General features: G+C 44.3%; 21 protein-coding genes. 6 read left to right on the top strand and 15 right to left on the bottom strand.

From position 1 onward, the window contains the following. Window positions 1-262 precede the first annotated feature (262 nt). Complete coding sequence (gene sthA, locus P4S58_RS15940) at window positions 263-1,663, top strand: Si-specific NAD(P)(+) transhydrogenase (protein WP_102964165.1); 1,401 nt, start codon at window positions 263-265, stop codon at window positions 1,661-1,663. Between the two features lie 171 nt (window positions 1,664-1,834). Here sthA and P4S58_RS15935 read toward each other — a convergent pair whose 3' ends face one another. The 3 genes from P4S58_RS15935 to P4S58_RS15925 all read right to left on the bottom strand — a co-directional run bounded on the left by P4S58_RS15935 (window position 1,835) and on the right by P4S58_RS15925 (window position 3,803). Continuing rightward, window positions 1,835-2,647: a class I SAM-dependent methyltransferase gene (locus tag P4S58_RS15935; RefSeq protein ID WP_102964164.1), complete on the bottom strand. Its 813-nt coding sequence runs from the start codon at window positions 2,645-2,647 to the stop codon at window positions 1,835-1,837. Between the two features lie 122 nt (window positions 2,648-2,769). After that, on the bottom strand, window positions 2,770-3,390 hold the full coding sequence (lexA, locus tag P4S58_RS15930; RefSeq protein ID WP_042489729.1) for a transcriptional repressor LexA: 621 nt from the start codon (window positions 3,388-3,390) through the stop codon (window positions 2,770-2,772). A 77-nt stretch (window positions 3,391-3,467) separates the two neighbouring features. Next, window positions 3,468-3,803 (bottom strand): diacylglycerol kinase, encoded by a 336-nt coding sequence (locus tag P4S58_RS15925; protein WP_180980177.1) that lies wholly within the window; start codon window positions 3,801-3,803, stop codon window positions 3,468-3,470. A 255-nt stretch (window positions 3,804-4,058) separates the two neighbouring features. Here P4S58_RS15925 and plsB point away from each other — a divergent pair, with 255 nt between their 5' ends. After that, window positions 4,059-6,497, top strand: a complete 2,439-nt coding sequence (gene plsB, locus P4S58_RS15920; protein ID WP_102964162.1) for a glycerol-3-phosphate 1-O-acyltransferase PlsB — start codon at window positions 4,059-4,061, stop codon at window positions 6,495-6,497. Window positions 6,498-6,546: 49 nt separating this feature from the next. Here the strand turns inward: plsB and ubiA are convergent, their stop codons facing one another. Further along, the gene (gene ubiA, locus P4S58_RS15915; protein ID WP_102964161.1) at window positions 6,547-7,401 is read right to left on the bottom strand and encodes a 4-hydroxybenzoate octaprenyltransferase; all 855 of its coding nucleotides are present in this window, start codon (window positions 7,399-7,401) and stop codon (window positions 6,547-6,549) included. 13 nt (window positions 7,402-7,414) lie between these two features. Continuing rightward, window positions 7,415-7,945 (bottom strand): chorismate lyase, encoded by a 531-nt coding sequence (locus P4S58_RS15910; protein WP_042489735.1) that lies wholly within the window; start codon window positions 7,943-7,945, stop codon window positions 7,415-7,417. Window positions 7,946-8,112: 167 nt separating this feature from the next. On the opposite strand from P4S58_RS15910, the gene P4S58_RS15905 reads away from it, so the two are divergent. Beyond that, entirely contained in the window at window positions 8,113-8,517 is a 405-nt protein-coding gene (locus P4S58_RS15905; RefSeq protein WP_042489737.1) for a flagellar basal body-associated protein FliL, read from the top strand. A gap of 26 nt (window positions 8,518-8,543) precedes the next feature. Here P4S58_RS15905 and glpG read toward each other — a convergent pair whose 3' ends face one another. The 6 genes from glpG to ftsY all read right to left on the bottom strand — a co-directional run bounded on the left by glpG (window position 8,544) and on the right by ftsY (window position 14,048). Next, the gene (gene glpG / locus P4S58_RS15900; protein WP_102964160.1) at window positions 8,544-9,395 is read right to left on the bottom strand and encodes a rhomboid family intramembrane serine protease GlpG; all 852 of its coding nucleotides are present in this window, start codon (window positions 9,393-9,395) and stop codon (window positions 8,544-8,546) included. Between the two features lie 8 nt (window positions 9,396-9,403). Then, the gene (gene glpE / locus P4S58_RS15895; RefSeq protein WP_102964159.1) at window positions 9,404-9,724 is read right to left on the bottom strand and encodes a thiosulfate sulfurtransferase GlpE; all 321 of its coding nucleotides are present in this window, start codon (window positions 9,722-9,724) and stop codon (window positions 9,404-9,406) included. A gap of 396 nt (window positions 9,725-10,120) precedes the next feature. Continuing rightward, window positions 10,121-10,978, bottom strand: a complete 858-nt coding sequence (gene rpoH, locus P4S58_RS15890) for an RNA polymerase sigma factor RpoH (RefSeq protein ID WP_042489743.1) — start codon at window positions 10,976-10,978, stop codon at window positions 10,121-10,123. A 164-nt stretch (window positions 10,979-11,142) separates the two neighbouring features. Further along, window positions 11,143-12,111, bottom strand: coding sequence for a permease-like cell division protein FtsX (gene ftsX, locus P4S58_RS15885; protein ID WP_102964158.1), 969 nt, complete (start codon window positions 12,109-12,111; stop codon window positions 11,143-11,145). Beyond that, on the bottom strand, window positions 12,101-12,775 hold the full coding sequence (gene ftsE / locus P4S58_RS15880; RefSeq protein WP_042489747.1) for a cell division ATP-binding protein FtsE: 675 nt from the start codon (window positions 12,773-12,775) through the stop codon (window positions 12,101-12,103). Before ftsE ends, ftsX begins: the two co-directional genes overlap by 11 nt. Window positions 12,776-12,854: 79 nt before the next feature. Continuing rightward, entirely contained in the window at window positions 12,855-14,048 is a 1,194-nt protein-coding gene (gene ftsY / locus P4S58_RS15875; RefSeq protein WP_337164476.1) for a signal recognition particle-docking protein FtsY, read from the bottom strand. A gap of 297 nt (window positions 14,049-14,345) precedes the next feature. Here ftsY and rsmD point away from each other — a divergent pair, with 297 nt between their 5' ends. Beyond that, window positions 14,346-14,945, top strand: a complete 600-nt coding sequence (gene rsmD / locus P4S58_RS15870; RefSeq protein ID WP_042489751.1) for a 16S rRNA (guanine(966)-N(2))-methyltransferase RsmD — start codon at window positions 14,346-14,348, stop codon at window positions 14,943-14,945. Next, on the top strand, window positions 14,942-15,208 hold the full coding sequence (locus tag P4S58_RS15865; RefSeq protein ID WP_042489753.1) for a DUF1145 domain-containing protein: 267 nt from the start codon (window positions 14,942-14,944) through the stop codon (window positions 15,206-15,208). The genes rsmD and P4S58_RS15865 overlap by 4 nt, the downstream gene beginning before the upstream one ends. A 28-nt stretch (window positions 15,209-15,236) precedes the next feature. On the opposite strand, the gene fhuB is transcribed toward P4S58_RS15865, so the two are convergent. From fhuB to P4S58_RS15845, 4 genes are all read right to left on the bottom strand, one after another. Further along, window positions 15,237-17,204 (bottom strand): Fe(3+)-hydroxamate ABC transporter permease FhuB, encoded by a 1,968-nt coding sequence (gene fhuB / locus P4S58_RS15860; RefSeq protein WP_102964156.1) that lies wholly within the window; start codon window positions 17,202-17,204, stop codon window positions 15,237-15,239. Then, complete coding sequence (locus P4S58_RS15855) at window positions 17,201-18,133, bottom strand: iron-siderophore ABC transporter substrate-binding protein (protein ID WP_102964155.1); 933 nt, start codon at window positions 18,131-18,133, stop codon at window positions 17,201-17,203. Before P4S58_RS15855 ends, fhuB begins: the two co-directional genes overlap by 4 nt. After that, on the bottom strand, window positions 18,124-18,909 hold the full coding sequence (locus P4S58_RS15850) for an ABC transporter ATP-binding protein (protein WP_102964154.1): 786 nt from the start codon (window positions 18,907-18,909) through the stop codon (window positions 18,124-18,126). Before P4S58_RS15850 ends, P4S58_RS15855 begins: the two co-directional genes overlap by 10 nt. 104 nt (window positions 18,910-19,013) lie before the next feature. Beyond that, a complete protein-coding gene (locus P4S58_RS15845) occupies window positions 19,014-21,119 on the bottom strand; it encodes a TonB-dependent siderophore receptor (protein WP_102964170.1) in 2,106 nt (701 codons plus the stop codon). Between the two features lie 139 nt (window positions 21,120-21,258). Between P4S58_RS15845 and P4S58_RS15840 the strand changes: the two genes are divergently transcribed. Further along, window positions 21,259-23,088 (top strand): ABC transporter ATP-binding protein, encoded by a 1,830-nt coding sequence (locus P4S58_RS15840; RefSeq protein WP_102964153.1) that lies wholly within the window; start codon window positions 21,259-21,261, stop codon window positions 23,086-23,088. Window positions 23,089-23,158: the final 70 nt, after the last annotated feature.

Here is a 23,158-nt window from a genome sequence, read left to right as displayed (position 1 = left end):
AGTCAGTCACTAAAGTCGCCTACTATAACGCGATTAACCAACATGTCTAAGAGGCAAAACAGACCATTTTGAAGCATCAGACAATTTCCTAACATAACCGTTGCATTTTTCATCAACTGCCCGACTTAAGCGTTAAATCAGCGATATTTGTTTTAATCTCGTGATCCTCTCCACTCTATAAGGGGTTTAAGTTTCACGCTTAGCACATATCAGTTAAAATCTCGCTATCGCAATGTTAACCAAATTATAACAAGGATCATCTATGGCACTGAATAACCACTTTGACGTCATCGTAATAGGTAGTGGACCTGGCGGTGAAGGTGCTGCAATGGGGTTAACCAAAGCAGGGATGAATGTCGCCATTATTGAAAAAGAAAGCAGCGTAGGCGGTGGTTGTACACACTGGGGAACTATCCCTTCCAAGGCATTGCGTCATGCGGTTAGCCGTATTATTGAATTTAATAGCAACCCTTTGTTCTGCAACAACAACTCAAGTCTTCACTCTACTTTTTCAACTATCCTTGGGCATGCTAAAACCGTTATTGATAAGCAAACTCGTCTACGCCAAGGCTTTTATGACCGTAACCAGTGCAGCTTAATCTTTGGTAAAGCACGTTTTGTCGATGCCAATACTGTTGCAGTAACAAAAAGCGATCACACGGTTGAAAACTACACCGCAGATAAATTTGTTATTGCTACTGGCTCACGCCCTTACCGCCCTGCTGATGTGGATTTCAGCCACCCACGCGTTTATGACAGTGACTCTATCTTGAACCTTGAGCACGACCCACAACACATCATTATTTATGGCGCAGGTGTCATCGGTTGTGAATATGCTTCTATCTTCCGTGGTTTAGGGGTTAAAACAGATTTAATCAACACACGCGACCGCTTGCTTTCGTTCCTAGACAACGAAACGTCAGATGCACTCTCTTACCACTTCTGGAACAGTGGCGTGGTTATTCGTAACGACGAGACATACAGCAAAATCGAAGGTACGAAAGACGGTGTTATCGTTCACCTGAACTCAGGTAAAAAGATGAAAGCTGACTGTATGCTTTACGCGAACGGGCGAACTGGTAATACAGACAAACTCAACCTTGAAGTGGTTGGTCTGAAAGCGGATTCTCGCGGTCAGCTAAGTGTTAACAGCAACTACCAGACAGAGGTCAACCATATTTACGCTGTGGGCGATGTGATTGGTTATCCAAGCCTTGCAAGTGCAGCCTATGACCAAGGTCGTTTCACTGCTCAAGCGATTTCTCAAGGACAAGCCACCAACAAACTGATTGAAGATATCCCAACGGGTATTTACACCATTCCAGAAATCAGTTCGGTTGGTAAAACAGAGCAAGAATTAACAGCCGCGAAAGTACCTTATGAAGTGGGTCGTTCTTCATTCAAACACTTGGCACGAGCACAGATCTCAGGCAAAGATGTTGGCAGCTTGAAGATTCTCTTCCACCGTGAAACGAAAGAGATTTTAGGTATTCACTGCTTTGGTGAACGAGCTGCGGAAATCATCCATATCGGTCAGGCCATCATGGAACAAAAAGGGGAAGCAAATACCATCGAGTATTTCGTCAATACCACTTTTAACTACCCGACAATGGCTGAAGCGTATCGCGTAGCTGCATTGAATGGCTTAAATCGCTTGTTTTAGCTTTCATAATTGAGCGGAAAAATCAGTTAAACGAAAAATCGCAGCTCTATGGGCTACGATTTTTTTATTTGTTCAGAAAACAACAGCGTTAAGCAAAGAAGACGCAACGATTTCGCTCCTAGCATTAGAGAACAAAGTGTAACTAAGTTAAGGACTGTCGGCTACGGCTGCCTACCAAATCACTTGCACAACAACTGGAGTAACCCGTTGTTTTAATAGAGAAAATTTACTCAATACACGTTGCCAAAACTTCCAACGCCCGCAGTTGCTATCTAAAGGAGAAGCAATTGTCACTTCCCGAGCCCAAGGTAAACAGTTCATTACCGCCTGTTTTGGTGTGGCAAAACCATGAGCATACATGCCGGAACCCATTTTCTGTCCCAAGTGGGTACAGGTTTTATCTCCTGCCAGCACTAGACAAGCGCTCGCATTAGCAAAATTGAGTCCTAAAGATCGAATAAATCTCGATGCTTGTATCGAATCACAATCAAGTAGCGCATGTTCACACAGAATTAAAACTGGTGCGTACTCTGGGATTGGTAAACGTTCTAACCAATCAATTTCCCCGACACTTCCACACTGATGTAAATATCGTTCACTGCGGTGAAACAGCTTTTGTCGCCACACCAAATTCTCCGTCACATCCAACTCAATCCAATGACAGCGTCCGTTATCAATTCGGTAGAATCGTGTATCCAAACCAGCACCGACGTTGACAATCCATCCATCAGGATGTGCATCTAAAAATTGATGTACTTGTTTGTCACACAGTTGAGTGAGGGTGACATGAAGGAGTTGCTTCTGATCGATATCGCCACTGATGCAATCCGGTGCTAAATGACAACGTTGGCAGGCGGTGGCTGCAATAGGATCATAAACAAGGCCGTTATCGACCAAGCTTTCACGACCGCGTAGCCATAGTGGTTGGACCAAACTGGTAGGGATTTGATAGCGTTGTGAGTTTTGCTTGTGGGGGGAGCGCATCATCATCTTCCTTGTATCGCGACAAAGAAGATGATAATGAATATCAATTAGATTTGCAAATCTTTAAATTTCGAATACATCGCGCAGATGTGAAACCTAAAAATAACGCCAGAAAGGTATGATTACATCCAGTCAGTATTACGAATAATACCAACCGCAATACCTTCAATAGATAGATTCTGACAGGTTAAATCGACTTCAATTGGAGAAAACTCTTCGTTCTCAGCATGAAGTAACACTTTTGAGCCACGACGCTCTAAACGTTTAACCGTCACATCATCTTCAACTCGAGCCACAACAACTTGTCCGTTACGTACGTCTTGAGTTTTATGCACAGCAAGTAAGTCACCATCCAAAATACCGATGTCCTTCATACTCTCGCCGTGAACGCGTAATAGAAAATCAGCGTGTGGACGGAACATGTTTGGATCCACTTGGTAATGGGATTCTACATGCTCTTGAGCCAAGATAGGCTCACCAGCCGCTACGCGACCGATTAGAGGTAAACCTTGCTCTTCTTCGTTCGCCGCTTCCAATAGAATACGGATACCACGAGAAGCTCCCGGCACAATTTCAATTGCTTGTTTACGAGCAAGAGCTTTCAAATGTTCTTCTGCTGCGTTTGCAGAACGAAAACCCAGTTCACGTGCAATTTCAGCACGAGTCGGTGGCATTCCTGTTTCATCTATTTTGCTTTTGATTAGATCAAAAACTTGTTGCTGGCGTGGCGTTAACGGCTTCATAGTTCACCTGTTTTTTTATACAGTTGACTGTGAGTATATCCAGTAATTTATTAAATGCAAAGCCAATTGCTTATTTTTTAGATAAATAGGGCTTCGAGCCAAATATAACCTGCAATAATCATCGCAATAAATACTGCTGCAGACCCCATATCTTTGGCTCGTCCTGATAGCTCATGGTGCTCCTGACCAACACGATCGACCACCGCTTCCAACGCGCTATTTAATAACTCCACCAACACAATCAGCAGAACGCTCGATATCATTAGAATGCGTTCAACTTGCGACACATCCAACCAAATGGCGAAAGGAATTGCGACAGCCGCTAGCAATACTTCTTCACGAAAAGCCGCTTCATGTTTGAATGCTGCACAGATACCTTTGTACGAATAACCTGTTGCTTTAAAAAGGCGCATTAGCCCTTGGGGGTTCTTTTTATACACACTAGTGTTCCACGTATTAGCAAAATCAATCTGAGAAAAAATTCAGAATATCCGCGCAAAAATCAAACATCACTGAATAAAATTAAAAGGTTTGACCAGTTTCTGGTATTCTTGCAGCTCGAAAAATATAGACCTACTTAGGTGCATCTCCTTTTTCCTTCTCCTATGGTTTAGGAACACGGAAATACTCTTGAGTTTTTGTACTGATTTTTGAGGCTTTGAACTCTTATGTCTTCTGGACAATCACTATCACGTTCGCTTTTAAAGTTACCGACAACGCTACTAGTAAAAGGGACAGTAATTCCGTCAAATCCGATTGAAGATATCGGCATCGATATTAGCAAGCCAATCATTTACGTACTACCTTTCCGTTCAAACATTGATTTGCTGACACTGCAAACTCACGCGAAAGACGCAGGCTTGCCGGATCCACTTTCTCCACTAGAAATTCAGGGTAAGACTCTAAAACGTTACGTGTTTATCTCTTCTCGTCCTACGTTGCTACAGAATGATAGCCATGTGCCAAGCGACTCTATCGCAACGTTCACTGAGCTTCTAGCTCTGCATCACCATGATCTAGAGCTTGATGTACAAGTGATTCCAGCATCGGTTCTGTGGGGAAGAAAACCCGGCAAAGAAGGCAGTGAAAAGCCATACCTGCAACCCATGAATGGTTTACAGAAAGCGCAAGCGGTTATTCTCGCTGGACGAGATTGTTTGGTGCGCTTTAGCCCAGTGGTATCACTGCGCCATATGGCAAATTCGCACGGTACTGATGAAGCCATTGCACATAAGCTCGCTCGCGTGGCACGTATTCACTTCTCTCGTCAGAAATTAGCGGCTTCCGGTCCTAATCTTCCTCAACGCGAAGTGCTGTTCCGCCGATTGATGCAGTCTCCTGCGATTGATAAAGCGATTCGGGACGAGGCCCAAGCTAAAAACATTTCAATTGAGAAAGCTCGCAAAGCTGCCCATGACATCATGGATGAAATTGCGGCAGACTTCTCTTACTCCTTAGTGAAAAAAGGCAGTCGTGTTTTGCGCTGGCTTTGGAACCGTTTATACCAAGGCTTAAACATCAACAACGCTTCAACCGTACGCCGCTTGGCGCAAGACGGGCATGAGATTGTTTATGTGCCTTGTCACCGCAGTCACATGGACTACTTACTTCTGTCTTACGTGTTGTACAACGAAGGCTTAGTACCCCCTCATATTGCTGCGGGCATCAACCTAAACTTCTTCCCAGCAGGTCCTATATTCCGCCGTGGCGGAGCATTCTTCTTACGTCGCAGTTTTAAAGGCAACAAGCTGTATTCCACCATTTTCCGTGAATACCTAGCTGAGTTGTTTTCTAAAGGTTACTCGGTTGAATATTTCAGTGAAGGCGGCCGTTCACGCACGGGGCGTCTGTTGACTGCGAAAACAGGCATGCTGGCGATGACCATTCAAGCGATGCTGCGCGGATTAAATCGCCCGGTAACACTTGTGCCTGTCTACATTGGTTACGAGCACGTAATGGAAGTCAGCACGTACGCCAAAGAACTGCGCGGTAAGCAAAAAGAGAAAGAGAACGCGGGTTTAGTACTGCGTACTATTCGTAAACTGCGTAACTTCGGTAAAGGTTATGTGAACTTTGGTGAGCCAATTCCATTGAACCAATTCTTGAATGAGCAAGTACCGACTTGGACTCAAGATATCGACCCTATCGGAGCAACGAAACCACAGTGGATGAACCCTGTGGTGAACAAACTTGCGACTAAGATGATGACGCACATTAACGACGCAGCAGCTACTAACGCGCTAACGTTGTGTGCAACGGCTCTACTTGCTTCTCGTCAACGTGCTCTATCGAGAGACACACTGATCAACCAGATTGATTGCTACTTGAACATTCTGCGCAATGTTCCTTATTCCAACACTTCTACGATTCCTGATGACAATGCCGAAAGCTTGGTGAATCACGCCGAATCGCTCGACAAGTTTGTGATTGAGTCCGATACCATGGGCGACATTATTTCTTTAGATCGTAACCAGTCGATTCTGATGACTTACTATCGCAACAATATCATTCACTTACTTGCACTGCCGTCTTTGATTGCTCAAATGCTGATTCGTCAGCAGAAACTCAGCGTAGAGAAAATTCAGGAAAATGTTGCGCTTATCTACCCGTTCTTGAAACAAGAGCTTTTCCTAAGTCTTGATAGCGAGCAGTTAGCTGAGAAAGTGACACACTATTTGGATGAGTTGCAACGCCAAGATTTAATCTCAATTAATGATGGTATGGTTACGATTAACCAAGCGAAAACCCAAGTGTTGATGCTGCTAGGTCGCACGATTTCAGAAACACTGCAACGTTATGCGATTGCTCTGAACTTGCTGGTAGAGAACCCAGAACTTGGTAAGTCAGATTTAGAAGCGAAGAGCCAAGAGATTGCTCAGCGTCTCGGTCGTCTGCACGGTATTAACGCACCAGAGTTCTTCGACAAAGGAGTGTTCTCAGCACTGTTTGTAACGTTGAAATCAGAAGGCTATTTAGACAATGATGGTGAATGTAACGTTGAGCAGACAAAACGTCTGGCTAAAAAGTTATACGGCATGCTTTATCCAGAAGTAAGGCTGACCATTCAAGAAAGTATTTATCAATACGACCAGCATCTTGTGAAATAAAAATAGCGAAGATAAAAAAGGCATCCAATGGATGCCTTTTGTTTTTGAATCAGAAGTGTGAAATCAGCAATCCAGCCGCAACAACCATGCCCACATAGTTGTTGTTTAAGAATGCCTGAAAACAAGGCTGTCTTTCTCGATGACGAATCAAATGCTGCTGATAAACGAACAACCCGCCAGCCACAAGCAAGCCCCAATAATAGCTCGCTCCAAGCTGATAATAATTGCCTAACATAATCAGCATCGCAATCGTCATAAGCTGTAAGCCACCGATGATCATTTTGTCATACCGGCCAAAGAGAATGGCTGTCGACTTTATGCCAATGACCAAATCATCATCTCTATCGACCATGGCATATTGGGTGTCGTAAGCAACGGTCCACACCACATTAATCGCAAAAACAAACCAGACAATTAACGGCAGTTCATTAGCCTGTGCAGCCCATGCCATCGGGATAGACCAACTGAAGGCTAAACCCAGAAACAGCTGAGGCAAGTGAGTAAATCGCTTCATAAAGGGATAGATGAAGGCAAGCACTAAACCCGCGAAGGAAAGCTGAACTGTCAACGGATTCATGGTCAATACCAACAGAAACGACGCAATAGATAACGCGAGGAACAAAATCACCGCCTCTTTTGCTGACACTTTTCCTGATGGTAAAGGACGCTGCGAAGTGCGCTTTACATGCCCATCGACTTTTCGATCGGCGAAATCATTGATCACACATCCAGCCGAACGCATCATAAAGACACCTAAGACGAATACGATAAGAACCTTGATGTCTGGAAAACCTTGAGCCGATAAAATAAGTGCCCAGATGGTAGGCCACAGAAGCAGTAATGAACCAATAGGACGATCCATTCGCATTAGCTGCCAATACGCCTTTGCCTTTACAGCGCTCATTTATACTTGCTCCTTAGAAAAAATAAGCAGGGGAATCACTCAGAAATAATTCAGCCACTAACATAGGTTTATTGTTCATCCATAAACGTGAACGTCGCGCTAAAAGCAAGCCATCTGGTGTTTCAGCCCACCCCACCAACAACTCATCGCGCTTAACATTATCAGCACTGAATACTGTCAGTCCAAGTGGTATTTCACCTTGTAGTTCAAGATTATGCGATTGATCCTGAACTGATGATTTTGGAATCAATGTTCTTCCGACTATCCAAGGCTTACCATCTCCTTGTAGAATGACTTTTCGCAAAAGACACGGTTCTGTTGGCAACAGTTCAGATTCGCTCTTGTCCAGAAACGAAGATTCCACCCACTGGTTGTGCAACAGCTCAACCGTCAGTTGTTGACAGTTGTCCGATAATCGACGAGAAAGTGACCCCTGCTCTAGCAACCAAGCTTTTGCATTAGGATCTGGAAATGTGAATTCGTCTGGCGATAACCAGTTCACTTGGCTTAAAGCAGTCAGGTACAGCGAAATTGATTGATTCATACTAATATTCAATACAGCGAGCAGTAGTCTCGAAAGAAAGTCCGCTCATGGTCTCAAACCAAGGACATGAAACCTAATAGAGTATTTTTATTTACAAAAAGATGCTCTATTGTAACAAGACTCGGGCGGTTCGAGTATCTTGAACAGAGAAAAGAATTAATAGACATATGCTTAGAAAATACCTATCTCCGATAATACTCGCATTTGGCCTTTTGTTTTCCAGTTTGGTTATTGCTGATGAAGAAGCACCAAAACTGGCTTATTTCACTCTTGAGCCGGATGTGACCACAAATTTCTACACCAAGGGTAAGAAGCTGGGGTATATCCAAGTGCGTATTGATGTCATGGTGAGCAACAGCGCCGATTTACCACTGATAGAAAAACACCAGCCTTTAATTAGAGATGCGGTTGTCGAGCTATTGGGTAAACAAAACGAAGATGTGATTAAGTCATTAGCTGGCCGTGAAGATCTTCGTAAAACCCTAGTAGAACAGCTGAACAATACACTGCTGCCAGAAACAGGACGCACTATCATCGCCGACCTGTTGTTCACAAAATATCTATACCAGTAGTGAATTATCCCTTAGAAAAAAACGGCTTATGAGCCGTTTTTTTGTTTCTTCAGAGAGTATCGATTCGCATCATTGAGCCCTAGTAGGACACCAACTGCCAAGCCGGCTAAGTGAGCGCTGTTGGCAATCGCCATAAAGGGCTGCACAAAACCAAGCACTAACCAAACCAGCATAAACACAACCAGTGGCTTCTGAATGCCTAGCCCCATCTGAGGTGCTCGCCAGCCCAGCATCCATAAATAACCGACTAAAGCGTAAACCACACCTGATAGGCCACCAAAATTAGCGCCTTCTACCCAATACTGTCCTGCACCGGAAAAAGCAGAAGAGACTAAAAAAATCTGCAATAACTTAAAGCTGCCCAAGCGTTTTTCGATATCTCCACCAAATTGCCACCACCACAGCAAGTTAAACACTATGTGTAAGACGGAAAAATGCAGTAGTGCATGACTTACCCAGCGCCACAACTGCCACTGTTGGCCGCTTTCTGCAGGGAAATGTAATGCGGAAAAAACAGCATCCGTCATCCCTATTTGCTGTAGAACAAAGATAACAACACAGACTGTCATGATGGATAACGTTAATGGGCCCGCTTTGGCTTTTAGCATTGCCATCATGCTGGGTGAGTGGTATTGGAATTGAGGTTTACGACTTTCTGCCATATCCCAAGAGGCTGCCTGATACTTACCGTCGTTGGGATTGGCTAGGAATAGCTCTATTTCGTTTTCCACTTCCAGTTGATGTTCGTCTTCCATCAACCACAAGGCAAATTGACCACTTCCCTCTGACGTCATTTTTATCTCTATCTGCCGTGACGCCATGTAATCAATAAATGCTTGCGCCATTCGAGGGTTATTTAAAGTGATCAATCTAATCATCTGTTTCTCTAACTCGCTTCGACAGGTAAGTTGGCACGATGCCAAGCTTCAAAACCACCATCCACACTATACACCTGTTCAAAGCCTTGGTTAACCAAGTATTGGGCGGCACCCTGGCTACTAATTCCGTGATAGCACATAACCAAAACAGGCTGATCAAATTCAGCCTCTTCCATGAATGAAACGATGCTGTCATTGGTTAAATGGAATGCCGTTTTTGCGTGTGCAACAGCAAACGACTGGGGATCTCTGATATCCACTAACTTGGCATTCTTCTGTTCGATGAGGGTTTGAGCGCCCGCTACATCAATGTGCTGAAATTGGTCCATGATTTACTCTCACTTTAGTAATATTTTTTCAGCGCCATTGTAACCTATCCAGAGAATGACAAGTACATGGGCTGAGTAAGGTTATCCACCAGCGATCATTTGTTCATCAACTGTGGATAATCCTGTGGATTGCGGTGATAAAGTGTTTTTCTCAAGATCGATCCACAACATCTAGTGATGATCCTGCTCTTTCTGTGTGTAGATCTAAAAGTATCCCCAAATAAAAAACAGCGTTCATACCTTTATTTACCCTACTTGATGACAGTCAGTAAATAAATTTACCACAGACTTATCCACAGTTTCCCATGTTCAATTGAAAGGTCTTTTCGATCCGGCATAAAAAAACCGAGATCAACAGACCTCGGTTTTTTGGTATTTACAGAATGGTTAGGGGAATTACAACTCGCCTACCGCTTCTTTTAATTTCTTCATCGCATTCTTTTCTAACTGACGAATACGCTCAGCAGATACTTCATACATATCGGCCAGTTCCTGAAGGGTTGATTTTTGATCATCCAACCAACGCGAACGCACGATATGTTGACTACGCTCATCAAGAGTTGCTAAAGCAAGACTCAGACGTTTTGTCGTATGTTTTTCCCAGTTCTGCTCTTCTAGGTTGTCGGCTAAATCTGAATGCTTGTCTTCCAGATATAACATTGGTGCCGCATAAGAGTTGCTGTTGTCATCGTCATCAGCAGAAAACTCAAACGTTGCATCTTGTGCCGCTAAGCGAGATTCCATTTCACGAACTTCTGAAGGCTCTACACCCAGTTCACGAGCAACAGTTTCTACTTCACCGTTGTTAAACCAACCTAAACGCTTTTTCGACTTACGTAGATTGAAGAAAAGTTTACGTTGCGCTTTTGTCGTCGCAATCTTCACGATACGCCAGTTACGTAATACGTACTCGTGGATTTCAGCCTTGATCCAGTGAACCGCGAAAGATACCAGTCTTACACCCACTTCAGGATTAAAGCGTTTTACCGCTTTCATCAGACCAATGTTACCTTCCTGAACAAGATCCGCTAATGGCAAGCCGTAGCCAGAATAACCACGAGCAACGTGAACAACGAAACGAAGGTGTGACAGAATCAAGCCTTTAGCCGCTTCAATATCACCTTCATAATGCAACTTCTCAGCAAGCTCACGCTCTTCCTCTGCGGTCAGCATAGGATAACTGTTCGCTGTGCGGATATAACTATCTAAGCTATCTTGCGAAACAAGCGCTAATTGATATGTTGACTTAGTCATTCAATTCCTCATCAATCTCTGATCTGGAGCCAATTTAATCTAACAATCTTGAACCCAAAATGAACAGTATTCAAGACCGATTGGTTATTATGCATAAACAAATGTTAGTGACAAGTCAACTAGCCACTCAAATATTGTTTTAACCTAATAAAGACAAGGATTCGCTACACAGGTTCAATTTCTTTTAAGTGGCGTTGGGCTGCGCTTTTCGCCGCGATACAACCTAAAGCCGTTCCCAGCATAAGCAGTAGTAAAGATTCATCCCAATTTAAACCGATTAACCGGAACTGGCTGTCGTACAACTTAGCTAAATCTTCCACCGCCCCATTCAGCACTATGGTGATAAAGGCTGTTAGTAGCCAAGCCGATATAGCTCCCAAAACACCAAACCACATACCGACGTATAAATAAGGACGTAGAATAAAGCTATCGGTCGCACCAATCAGCTTCATAGTCTGAATTTCTTCTTTGTTGGCCTGAACGTTAAAACGGAGTGTGTTGCCGATAATCAAAAACACAGAAGCCAGCATTAATAATGACAAGCTGATAACCACAATCGTCGCTAAATTACGAATAGCATCCAATCGAGCTAGCCAGTCTTCGTCTAAACGTACGTCTGTTACCCCTTCCTGACCACGGATGGAATCAGCAATCGCCTTTATTTCCTGGTCCGTTTCCACGTTTGGAGAAACAATCAGCACACCCGGCAGTGAATATTCATCAAGCAGGCTGATAGCTTGGTCGAAACCTGAATGCTGACTCAAATCTTCAAGACCTTGTTGTGGAGAGATATAATCGACTTTCTCCACTTCAGCACGGCTTTCGATTTCGTCTTTCAACACCATAATTCTTGGCTCAGGCGTATCTTCTTTTATGTAAACACTGATTTGAGAAGGGCTCGCTACATTGTCTGCCACAGACGCAATATTCTTGCTCAGCAAATACATACACGCTGGTAGGGTCAATGCCATAGAGATAACAGCCAATGTGAGAACATTACCCATAGGGCGATGCCACAGGCTGGAGAAAGACGCTTTGGCTTGTTTGATATGAATAGTCAAAAAGCTATCGGTTTTCACTCTTTTTGCATCACGAGCTTTGGTCGTTTTTTTGTTTTTAGGATTAACGGCCATAATCTTCAACCTCACTTAAAAAGCCCTGATTTAACTCTAAGTGGCGATACTGAGGGCGAGAATTCACTAAGTTATGATCGTGGGTTGCCAGTAAAATGGTCACTCCTGCTCGATTAAACTCTTCAAACAGATGCAGGATACGAGTCGATAGTTCTGGGTCCAAGTTACCCGTAGGTTCATCGGCTAATAGTAGAGTAGGCCGATTCACCACAGCACGAGCAATACCAACGCGTTGCTGCTCACCACCCGATAACTGGCTCGGTAAACAACGAGCTTTATCCAACAAACCGGTTTTATCTAACGCGGCCGAAACTCGTCGTTTAATATCGTTTTCAGAGATAGACTCAATTCGCATCGGCAACGCAACGTTGTCAAACACGGTTCTGTCCATCAAAAGGCGGTGATCTTGGAAAACAATGCCAATATTACGACGCAAAAAAGGAATATCTTTGTTTGGAATACGTGTGACGTCATGGCCGTTAAAACTGATTTTGCCGTCAGTAGGTCGCTCAATAGCGCAAATGAGCTTAAGCAAAGTACTCTTACCTGCGCCAGAGTGTCCGCCCAGAAAGGTCATCTCACCACGACGTAAATGAAAATCGACTTTCTGCAGAGCTTGTCGCCCGCCTCGATATACCTTGCTCACCTGTTGAAACTTGATCACGCATCATTCCTTTTTTGCAGCGAGATACCTAAATAAGTATCTCTCTAGGGTATGTTACTGTTCGTTTTACTTTGGGTTATTACTCTTCGCGACTAAACAGCGCGTCGATGAATTCTTGCGTTTCGAATGGACGCAGATCTTCAATGCCTTCACCAACACCGATAAAGCGAATCGGAATTTGGAACTGATCAGCAATTGCGAAAATCACACCGCCTTTTGCAGTACCATCCAGTTTGGTCAGAGTAATACCTGTGATTGGTGCAACATCACTGAACAGTTTCGCTTGGCTAATCGCATTTTGACCAGTACCCGCATCCAACGTCAGCATAATTTCATGCGGCGCTGAATCGTCGATTTTCTTCATTACGCGAACGATTTTACGCAGCTCTTCCATCAGGTTGGATTTGTTTTGTAAACGACCTGCCGTATCAGCGATAACCACATCCACACCACGCGCTTTCGCAGCTTCAATCGCATCGTAAATCACGGACGCACTGTCTGCGCCAGTATGTTGAGCAATAACAGGAACATTATTGCGCTCACCCCATACTTGTAACTGTTCAACAGCTGCTGCTCGGAATGTGTCACCCGCAGCCAGCATCACTTTCTTACCTTGAGACTGGAACTGCTTAGCCAGTTTACCGATTGTTGTGGTTTTACCGACACCGTTTACACCAACCATTAAGATCACGTACGGCGTTTTTGCGGTATCAACAACCAAAGGCTGTTCAACGGTCGACAGAATTTCTGCCAACTCACCTTTCAACAGATCGTACAGCGCTTCACCGTCTTTTAGTTGCTGGCGAGATGCTTTTTCTGTCAGGTTTTCGATGATTTTCAATGTGGTATCCATACCCACATCCGCAATCAATAGCTGTTCTTCTAACTCTTCAAACAAATCACTATCGATTTTTTTGCCTTTGAATAAACCAAAGAAACCGGCACCAATATTCGCTTTAGTGCGGCTTAAGCTGCGTTTCAGACGCGCAAAGAAGCTCTCTGTTGGCTTTTCCTGTTCTTGAATTCGAGGCTCTTTCGCTTGAGGTTCCTCAATAACTTCTGCTTCTGCTTCTGCTTCTGCTTCTGCTTCTGCTTCTGCTTCTGCTTCTGCTTCTGCTTCTGCTTTTTCAGTCTCGACTTCCTCGACCGGCTCTTCAACCGTTTGTTCTGGTTTTGTTTGTTCTACTTGTTCTTCGGTTGCTTTTGTTTGGCTTGGTTCTTCATCACCAAAGCCAAGCCATGACAGTAAGCCACGCTTCTTTTTTTCCGTCATCTGAGGATATCCTAGATTTTCTTGTCCGATTATTTTTCTAAACTATGACTCTTTTCTTAAAGAATTATCCCTAAAAAGAAAAGAAAAATGACAAAGCAGTGATAACTTTCTTCTTCACTTGGTAAACTTTGCCATATTTATGAATGCTTATCTTCAGCAAAAGTATTATTACTGAAAGGTTGGCTATATACCCAAGTGACCTCAAGATGCAGAATTCAGAGCTTCATCAACGAGTTCAGAGCAAGCATCTTGAGGTTACTGGGGTATAATAACACTTAATTAGCGGTCAAAAAATCTATGGTAAGACGTCGCCAACAAAACCCATCACAAAATCGTGCTCCAAGTGGGCAAGTTCGAATTATCAGCGGCTTATGGCGCGGAAGAAAACTACCCGTTCACGATGCTGAAGGCTTACGCCCAACCACAGACAGAGTCAAAGAAACCTTATTTAACTGGATTGCTCAAGATGTACCAAATGCCAAATGCCTTGACCTGTTCGCAGGATCGGGCGGTTTAGGTTTTGAGTGTGCATCGCGCCAGGCTGAAAGTGTCACCATGCTGGAGATGAACGCTCAGGCATTCAATCAGTTGAAAACGAACATCGCCACATTGAAAGCAACCAATATTGAAGCGATTAATACTGACTCTCTCGCATACTTAAAGCAGAGTGGCTCCCCTTTTGATGTTGTTTTCATCGACCCGCCATTTCGTAAAGGCTTGTTAGATGAAACACTACAACTGCTTGAGCAGAATGGGTGGCTTGCTGATAACGCGATGATTTACATAGAGACCGAAAAAGAATTATCGTTACCTGAATTACCAGAAAGCTGGCAGCTATACCGAGAAAAAAGTGCTGGCCAAGTATGTTACCGACTGTTTGAAAGGACCACAGAATGAAAGCTCTATTAGTATTAGCGAAAGCTGCGATTGCATTTGTTTGGCTTGTTTTGCTTCTCAACATTGTTATGCCGTTTCCCGGCAAAGCGGCTATCGCGCTTTACATCATGACCGCCTTCCTGTTCATGATGCATGGTCTACAAATGCTGATTTTTGTTGGCGCATTTGGTGACAAAGTAAAAACCAGCAGTTGGGAAAAATGGTCGATACTGATTTTCGGCATCTTCGCCCTACTCGATATTCGTCGCAAACATATGATGTAACAAGAGCCCGAACGGGCTCTTTTCTTTTTTATTTCGTTCTGCTGAAAACTAACAGCAACAAGAAATAACTTCCTCCGAGAATAGCAACGATAGTTCCCGCCGCAATCTGCATTGGATACAACATCACTTGCCCCAACCAGTCCGCCCATAACATTAACGAACCACCCACGAAGCTTGCCATCAAGAGTTGCTGTTTTGCTTTCTGCGCTCCCAGCATCATTGCCATATGTGGTGCAATTAGGCCAACGAAAGAGACGGGCCCCATTGTTGCGGTCACCAAGGCACATAATAGAGCCACAACAATCAGCAGAACTAAACTGGCCGTTTGAGGACTTAACCCTCGCGCACCGGCAAAACTGCGTCCAATAGAGATCAAAGTTAGCCAGCGTGACGTCAGCAAAGCAAAGCAGGACAATCCGACAACGCCGACAGCCAAGTAGAGGCTTTGTGAGGAAGTGACTCGATACGTCGAGCCAGCTAGCCACAGTAAGATTTGATAACTGCCCGCTGTGCCTTTTGAAAGACAGAACTGCACCAAGGCTTCGAGCAATGCTGTAATCGCAATACCTGTCAGAATTAAACTAGAAGGCGCGTACTGGTGGCGCTTACCTAACACCAACAGAGCAATCAACACAATCACACTGCCCAACAGTGCCGTTGCCCAGTTGGTGTTCAACATTGATTGACCAAGAAACAAACTGGCAAATACTAAAGCAAATGTCGCTCCGGAAGAGACACCAAGAATGTCTGGGCTTGCCAACGGGTTATAAATCAAACGTTGCAGAATCGTTCCTGCAATCGCCAGACCAATACCAGCAAATAAAGCCGTTAACGCACGAGGCCAACGCAGCTGCCATTGGTATTCATTTGGGATGATCCAACTCCAACTGTTCTCGCTCACTTGCAAAAAACTGTGTAGCGCTATCGCCACAACAAAAGCGAAAACAAGAAGCGAAACACTGACGGTACTCACATTACTGCGATGATGAGGCAAGCTGATAGACAGCGTGTCTTGTGCTTTTAACTGACGACGGCTAAACCAGATTAACGCAGGAGCACCAATCGCAGCAGTCGTGATACCACTCGGTACTACTTCCGCCGTCCATAAGCTTAACCACATAGAAAGCATGTCGGTACACAGCAACAGCAAAGCACCAAGCAACATGCTCGAATAAAGCTCCATCTTTGGCGTTCTTGCCCCCATCGCGCGAGCAATGTTTGGCGTTAATAAACCGATAAAGCCAATCACCCCTACCGCAGTAATAGATGCTGAAACCAACCAGATGCCCGCCATCATCAATAACAAGAACGCAGGAATCACTGCCAGACCACGAGCGGCAGCACCCTGATGACCTAATCTCATCAAAGTCAGAATTCTGGGCGCTACGATAAGTAGCGGAATTGAGATAGCTAAACGCGGAAGTAACCACTCTAGCCATTCCCAACCATTCTGCGCTAAATCACCAGCTCCCCACATAAATACGTTTTGAGCGAACTGTTCATTAAGCAAAATGATCGCGGTGGCAATAGAACCAAGAAGGATATTCACGACCATGCCGGACACCACTAAAGGCAAGCCGGTCATATTGTTAACGCCCGTAATTAATACGATTACACCAAATGCACACAACGCACCGACCATTGCTGCAAGCGCACTGTAATCGGAAATTAAGTCTGGAAACCAGATATTAACGACGATTAATGCCAGCCAAGCACCGGAAGATGTGCCCAAAGTCAGTGGTGAAGTCAGCGTGTTCTGAGTCAGCTGCTGCATTAGGCTACCCACCAGACCTAACATCGCGCCGACGAGAATAGTGATAGCTGCCCTTGGCAATTGGGCATAGAAAAAATTGAAGTCCGCAAACTCTTGCGCTTCAGTGGCTAAGGTTGCGAGACTCCATTGCATCGACAAACTTAGTTCGTTGCCGATCTGCAAACTGAACACTGCCGCCAGCAGCACCAATAAACCAAGCAGGTTTAAATGACCAAACCTCATGACTTTGGCGCAACCTCAAGCAAGCTTTCAGTCAATGCTTCAGCCGTGTAAAGCAGTGACATAGCACCGCCGTAACTCCATACGGTACGAACCGCATTCACCTTACCGCTACGGACAAAAGGCATCGCCTTCCACAACATGGATTTATTGAGCTTCTCTTGTTCTGGGAATGGCAAGATATAGAGCACATACCCATCTTTCACGTTCTGTAATTCATTCAAGCGTTTTTGAACGATACCCCAGGGTGTGGCGGGCTGAGGCAACGCCGCTTTTAAGCCTAACTGTTCAATTACGTATTGAGTGCCAGAGTTGTCACCATACAAAAACACAGACGTATTACTGGCAAAACGCATTGCGACAACTGATGGCAGTTCTTCGCCGAATGCCTGATGTAACGATGTGCTTAATTGCTTAAATCGCTCACTCATTGCATCTAGCTTCTGCTGTGCTAATTCTTGCTTACCAAATAACACCGCCAATGTTTTGAATTGCTCAATAGCCACTTGAGCTGACTGGTCTTGCTGACCATAGTTGGACAGATAAACAACCGGAGCAATACGTTCAAGAGTCGGAATCAGATCCTTCTGTGGAGAAGCAGCAATAATCACATCCGGTTTTAACGCTGAAATTTTATCGAGATTAGGCTCGGCGCGAGTACCAATATCTTCAACGCCAGCAGGGATCGCAGGCTGAGAAACCCACTCAGTATATGAAGGTAAATTTGGCGCACCGACTGGTGTGATATCAAGTTCTAAAACCTGTTCAAGTAAATCCCAGTTCAACACAACGACACGTTGAGGTGATTGGGAAAAGACTTGTTCGCCACGGCTGTCTTGAATATGAATGTCAGCCACTGCCTGACCACAGAGCAATAAACTGAAGAGTACAACTAGGCTTTGAGATGCCTTTTTTAGGGTTTTTAAGCACATACGATGGCGACCTTATTGGTTTTAGATTCAGCAGCAGGCTGCGGGTGTTCAATCAATCTGATGGGAGAATGATAAAGCTCTGATAGTCGCTGCTCATCAAGCAGCAATTCCGCCGCACCTTCAAAAGCTATTCGCCCTTGTTTTAGCGCCACAATATGAGTGGCATAACGCAGAGCCAAATTCAGATCATGAAGAATCACTATGATTCCACAACCTTGTGTTTGATTTAATTCAGCCAATAGAGCCATCAATTGATATTGATGATGTACGTCTAGCGCTGAAGTGGGTTCATCAAGAATCAGAACGGGCGATTGCTGCGCAAGCAACATCGCAACCCAAGCTCTTTGGCGCTCACCTCCAGACAGTTCATCCGCAAGCGTATGAGCAAAATCCGTAACTCCTGTTTTGGCAATCGACTCATCAATAATGGTTTCATCTTCGGTTTTCCAGCGCCCAAGAGCACCACGCCAAGGAAAACGTCCTAAACGAACCAACTCACGAACCGTTAAGCCCGCAGAGGTAGGCAACTTTTGTGGAAGAAACGCGACAGATTTCGCTAACTCTTTTGCGGCTAAAGATGAGAGAGATTGTCCATTTAACTCAACGAAACCTTTGTCGGGCGCTTGCTGACCAGACAAAAGGCTGACTAAAGTCGACTTGCCTGAACCATTGTGTCCGAGCACAACCGTTAACTCATTGGTGGGTATGTTCAGTGAATCCACAGACAAGATGGTTCGCCCACCTCGTACCATTTCAACCCCTTGTAAGTGATACATCTCTCTCTCCCTGATTCTGGGAATTCTCAAACAACAAATCCTGCAGAAGCAGGAATAAAACAAACAAAAAAACTCACTCCCTTAAGAGAGTGAGTTTAAAAGGATTACCAACGGTAATTCGCGCTTAGCACAACACTACGAGACTGACCGTAGTAGCACCAATAGTCACAACCTGAGATGTATTCTTTATCAAATAGGTTATTAACATTTAACTGTGCTTGCCAAGCCTTCGTTATGTCGTAAGACGCCATCATATCGACTAGCGTAACACTTGGAACCGTTAAGTCACTCGATTTAGGGTTATCTTTTGACTCACCGATATAACGAATACCAGAGCCAAATTTCCAACCTTCAAGTCCCACTTTGTTTGCATCAAAGTCTAACCATGCAGAAGCCATATGTTCAGGTATCAAAGCAGCTTGTTTCGTTCCTTTTCCTGACGTTTCATCAGTTTCGGCTTTAGTGTATGTATAGCTCGCAGTTAGCTTCAGACTATCCGTTAGGTATCCTGTCGTTTCAATTTCAACACCGTGAGAAGTGACTTCACCGGTTTGAGTCGCCACATAAGTCGTTGGATTAGTAACTAAAGCGTTCTTTTGCGTCATATCAAACAACGCCAAATTAATATAACCATTGTAAAAACTTGGTTCGTATTTAATACCAACCTCAGCTTGGTCACCCTTCAATGGTTTATATAAATCTCCAGTCGCACTATCGATTGTGCTCAATACATCAAATGATTGTGAGTAACTCACATAAGGAGAAAGCCCCACGCTAGAGATATACATTACACCGGCATCTAGCGAAAACTCTGAATCATTACGGCTTTCACGCTGAGAATTCGAAACGCTCTCGTTATCCGTTTTAACCCAGTCAAAACGACCACCGATTGAAGCAATCCACTGGCTATCAAACTTGATTTGATATTGACCGTATAAACTGGCTTGTTGCTTGGTAATATCACGATCTGCTGCTGCAGATTCGTCAATCGCTGTGTAGTTGCCGTAAACCGGATTAAATGGGTTAATACTACCAAAGCTATAGTTATCAGCTTCAACACCATCAGTATTATGATGCTGCAGTTCTAAACCGAGTAAAACTGTGTTGGCAATGCGTGATGATTCCCACTTAGCAATGGCATTGTTATCCAAGCTAAAGCTTTCTGTTTTTCCGTCACGAAAAACCAGACCTTGATATAAAGTATCTGTACTTGGATCTGAGTTCATAAATGAATAACTGCTGCGCAGATACAGCTCGTTGTATCCGTAGTTAAACGTCTGCGTCAGCGCCCATTCATCATTTAATTCATGCTCAAGAATGTATACCGCAGACACTTGCTTACGCTCATATTTATCGTAATCAGGCTGTCCCAAGTTGGTTGATGGATCAATAGAACCAAAATTTGAATCCGTTAAAGTCCCTGCGGCAGGGAAAAACGGGTTAGTTGGAATACCACTATCTTCTAAGTAGCTAGTCAGCAAGGTTAAATGGGTACGCTCGGAAATATCGATAGCCAGACTTGGAGCAAGATAAAAACGACGGCTTTCGGTTCCGTTTAGCTCACCATCATTCTCTTTCATTAGGCCGACTAAACGGTAGCGTACAGAACCATCTTCGTTTGCATAGTCAGAAATATCCAAAGATAAAGTACGAAGACTGTTGTTACCGACTTGAACACCTACATCACCTTGAGGGACATCTGTCGGTTTCTTCTGCACAGCATTCACCACCCCACCCGGAGGCGCTTCACCATAAAGGATTGATGCAGGGCCTTTAAGTACTTCAACTTTTTCTAAACCATAGGGCTCAAGCAACCAAGTGTAGTAACTGTTTTTGAATAAACGGCTTCCATCTAGATAGGTCGCGGCATCAAAACCACGAACTTTAATCCAGTCAGTATCGTTATCTGCACCATACGGTTGAGCCGCTACGCCAGAGGTATAGCGAAGTGCCTCATCCAGTTTTTGAGGCGCGCGATTGACCAAGTCTTGTTCTGTTACCACAGAAACAGATTTCGGCGTCTCTTGCGCTGGTGTATCAACTTTCAGCGCAGAAGCAGTAACCACAATGGTTTCTACTGCTTGAGAATCTTTTTGAACAACCTCTTCTGCCAATACGCTTTGACTAGTAAGAAGTGAGAATGGCGCCAAGCTAAAACAAAGCGCGGTGCGGATTGCTTGTCCGAGTCTAGTTGGGCGTGTCGTTACCATGATTGGAACCCCTGATGTAAAAATTTGAGAATAGTTTTGATTATCATTATTATGCGTACGGCATTTTACTGATAAATACCATAATTGGAAGTGCAAATACGAAGCAATCTCAATTTCATTAATATAGGTCAAATAAAACATGTTCCAATGGTTTGAAAAACTTACCGAGGCATTTCCCAGAGAAGAACCTCAAAAGCCGCCAAAAACCTTGTTTGCTTTTTGCCGTCATTACACTCGTGGTTTTGAAAAACCATTACTGATTATGTCGCTACTCAGTGCCTGTGTTGCTATCGCTGAAGTGACGCTTCTGCGTTATATGGGGGAGTTGGTTGATATTCTCAGCAGCCAAAAACCAGAGACTTTTTGGGCAGACCAAAGCGGCCGCCTCTGGTCGATGGCGATTCTTGTCGCATTAGTGATGCCGTTGCTGGCATTTCTGCACTCCAACATCATGCATCAAACATTGCTCGGCAATTATCCGATGTCGATTCGCTGGTTAGTGCACCGCTACATGCTCAAACAAAGCGTGGGCTTCTTTCAGAAAGATTTCTCAGGGCGTGTTGCCACTAAAGTGATGCAAAGTGCTCTTTCTGTGCGTGAAACCGTAATGAAGATGGTCGACGTACTGGTGTACATCTCGGTCTATTTTGTTTCGATGATTTGGATGATGGGCGAGTCCGATATGGTGCTGATGCTGCCTATTTTGATTTGGTTAATTACCTACATCCTCATTCAGCTCTACTTCATTCCAAAAATGAAGCAAGTTGCCACCGAACAAGCGGATGCTCGCTCCGTAATGACAGGCCGCATCGTCGATAGCTACACCAATATCACGACAGTAAAGCTATTTTCCCATTCGCAACGTGAAATGGATTATGCCGAAAGCAGCATGAAGCTGTTTTTGAAAACCGTTTATAAACAGATGCGCATGGTGACGTGCCTGCTATTTAGCGTGGATGCTATTAACTACTTGTTGCTGTTTTCCATTGCAGCTCTATCCATCAACCTTTGGTTGGATAACGCAGTTACCGTTGGTGTGATTGCGGTTGCGATTAGTATCGCGTTGCGCGTTCAGGGTATGTCTAAGTGGATCATGTGGGAAGTAAGTGCGCTGTTTGAAAACATCGGTACGGTTGTCGATGGTATGAACACCATCTCCAGTGATGTTGAGATTAAAGACGTTGCTAATGCGCCAGAACTAACAGTGACACAAGGCAAAGTCGAATTTAACCAGGTCGATTTCCATTACAGCGAAGATAAACCCGTTTTCCAATCTTTGAATCTTGATTTAAAACCGGGTGAGAAAGTCGGGATTGTTGGTCGTTCAGGTGCCGGTAAATCGAGTTTGGTTAACTTGCTATTGCGCTTTTACGATGTTCAGTCCGGCACAATTTCTATTGATGGTCAAAACATCGCGGCGGTGACACAGGAATCTCTGCGTCAACAAATCGGTATGATCACGCAAGATACTTCACTTCTGCACCGTTCGATTCGTGAAAATATTCTTTATGGCGATCCAAACGCCGATGAAGAGGCTCTTATCTGCGCAGCCAAGCAAGCACATGCTCATGATTTCATTATTGATTTAAAAGATGAACAAGGTCGCACGGGTTACGATGTGGAAGTAGGTGAGCGAGGAGTGAAGCTCTCTGGAGGTCAGCGTCAGCGTATTGCCATTGCGCGTGTACTACTGAAAAACGCACCGATACTGATTATGGATGAAGCAACATCCGCATTGGACTCAGAAGTGGAATCTGCGATTCAAGAGAACCTTGAAGTGCTGATGGAAGGCAAAACGGTTATTGCCATCGCGCACCGACTATCAACCATTGCAGCCATGGATCGCCTGATCGTGATGGATAAAGGTGAAATCATCGAACAAGGTTCACACCAAGAGCTACTTGCTCAAAATGGGGTATACGCTCAGTTGTGGACACATCAGACAGGCGGGTTTATTGGCGAGGAATAATTCTCGCTGATTTTAGACTGCGCATTAAAGTGAACGGCTATCAATAAGCAAACCCTATTTGCCATGGACG

This window comes from Vibrio sp. Hal054 (assembly GCF_037162405.1).
Classification (GTDB): Bacteria; Pseudomonadota; Gammaproteobacteria; order Enterobacterales; family Vibrionaceae; genus Vibrio; species Vibrio diazotrophicus.
Note: the sequence above shows the minus strand (reverse complement) of the source record. Positions and strands in the feature narration are given on the sequence as shown.